Consider the following 811-nt stretch of genomic DNA (forward strand, 5'->3'; position numbering starts at 1 on the left):
GCAACGGACCACGTTCCAGGTCGAACGGCACCCGCACCTCTTCCTCGATCCGCGCCATGAGCGCGGCCTCGTCCGCTACCCCCAGGCTCTGCTCGCGGATCTCCAGCGGCAAGCGGTCATGCACCACCTGCAGTGTCTCGCCGCCCTCCTGGCGGAAGGTAGTACGCAGCCCTTCATGGCGCTCGACCAATGCGGCGAAGCTGCGCTTCAAGGCCTCGACATCCAGTTCGCCACGCAGGCGCAGGGCCGCCGGGATATGGTAGGCCGCGCTGTCGGGCTCCAGTTGCCAGAGGAACCACTGGCGTTGCTGGGCATACGACAGCGAGTGCGCGCCCGGCTGCTCGCACACGCGGGGAATGGGCATTTGCAGGAAGCTGATGCCCTTGGAGCACAACCGTTGATAGAACAATTCCCGCTGCGGCAAAGGCAGCCCGGCGAAACGTCGGGCAAGATCGGCATTGTTGTTGAGATTCATATCAGACGGCCTCGAGTTCGCTCATGAATTCCCGCAGCTCGTCGAAGTCCGCTGCGTCGGTAGGTTTGTAGCCTTCAAGCGAAGTCGCATAGGCCTGTAAAGTCTCGGCCTGGAACAGCAAGACCAGGGGGGCATTCATGTCCAGCTCGGCATGGATGCGTGCCGTGACCTGAGTCGCCAGCAACGAATGCCCGCCGAGCTCGAAGAAGTTGTCGGCCATCCCGACCCGCTCCAGCTTCAGCACATCCGCCCAGATCGCTGCCAATGTGCGCTCCAGCTCCGTCACCGGCGCCACATACTGTTGCTGGCTGTCGCTGGCGTCCGGCGCCGGTAGCG

The 811-nt window shown here is 63.7% G+C and carries 2 protein-coding genes; both read right to left on the reverse strand.

The window, feature by feature from the left end:
• Window positions 1-475: condensation domain-containing protein (locus tag JHD77_RS31645; RefSeq protein WP_233412017.1), on the reverse strand; the 475-nt coding region annotated here is incomplete at its 3' end.
• A 1-nt stretch (window position 476) separates the two neighbouring features.
• Window positions 477-811: phosphopantetheine-binding protein (locus tag JHD77_RS31650; protein WP_190317300.1), on the reverse strand; the 335-nt coding region annotated here is incomplete at its 5' end.

The sequence above is a fragment of the Pseudomonas sp. P20 genome (genome assembly GCF_016463925.1).
GTDB classification, from domain to species: domain Bacteria; phylum Pseudomonadota; class Gammaproteobacteria; order Pseudomonadales; family Pseudomonadaceae; genus Pseudomonas; species Pseudomonas aeruginosa.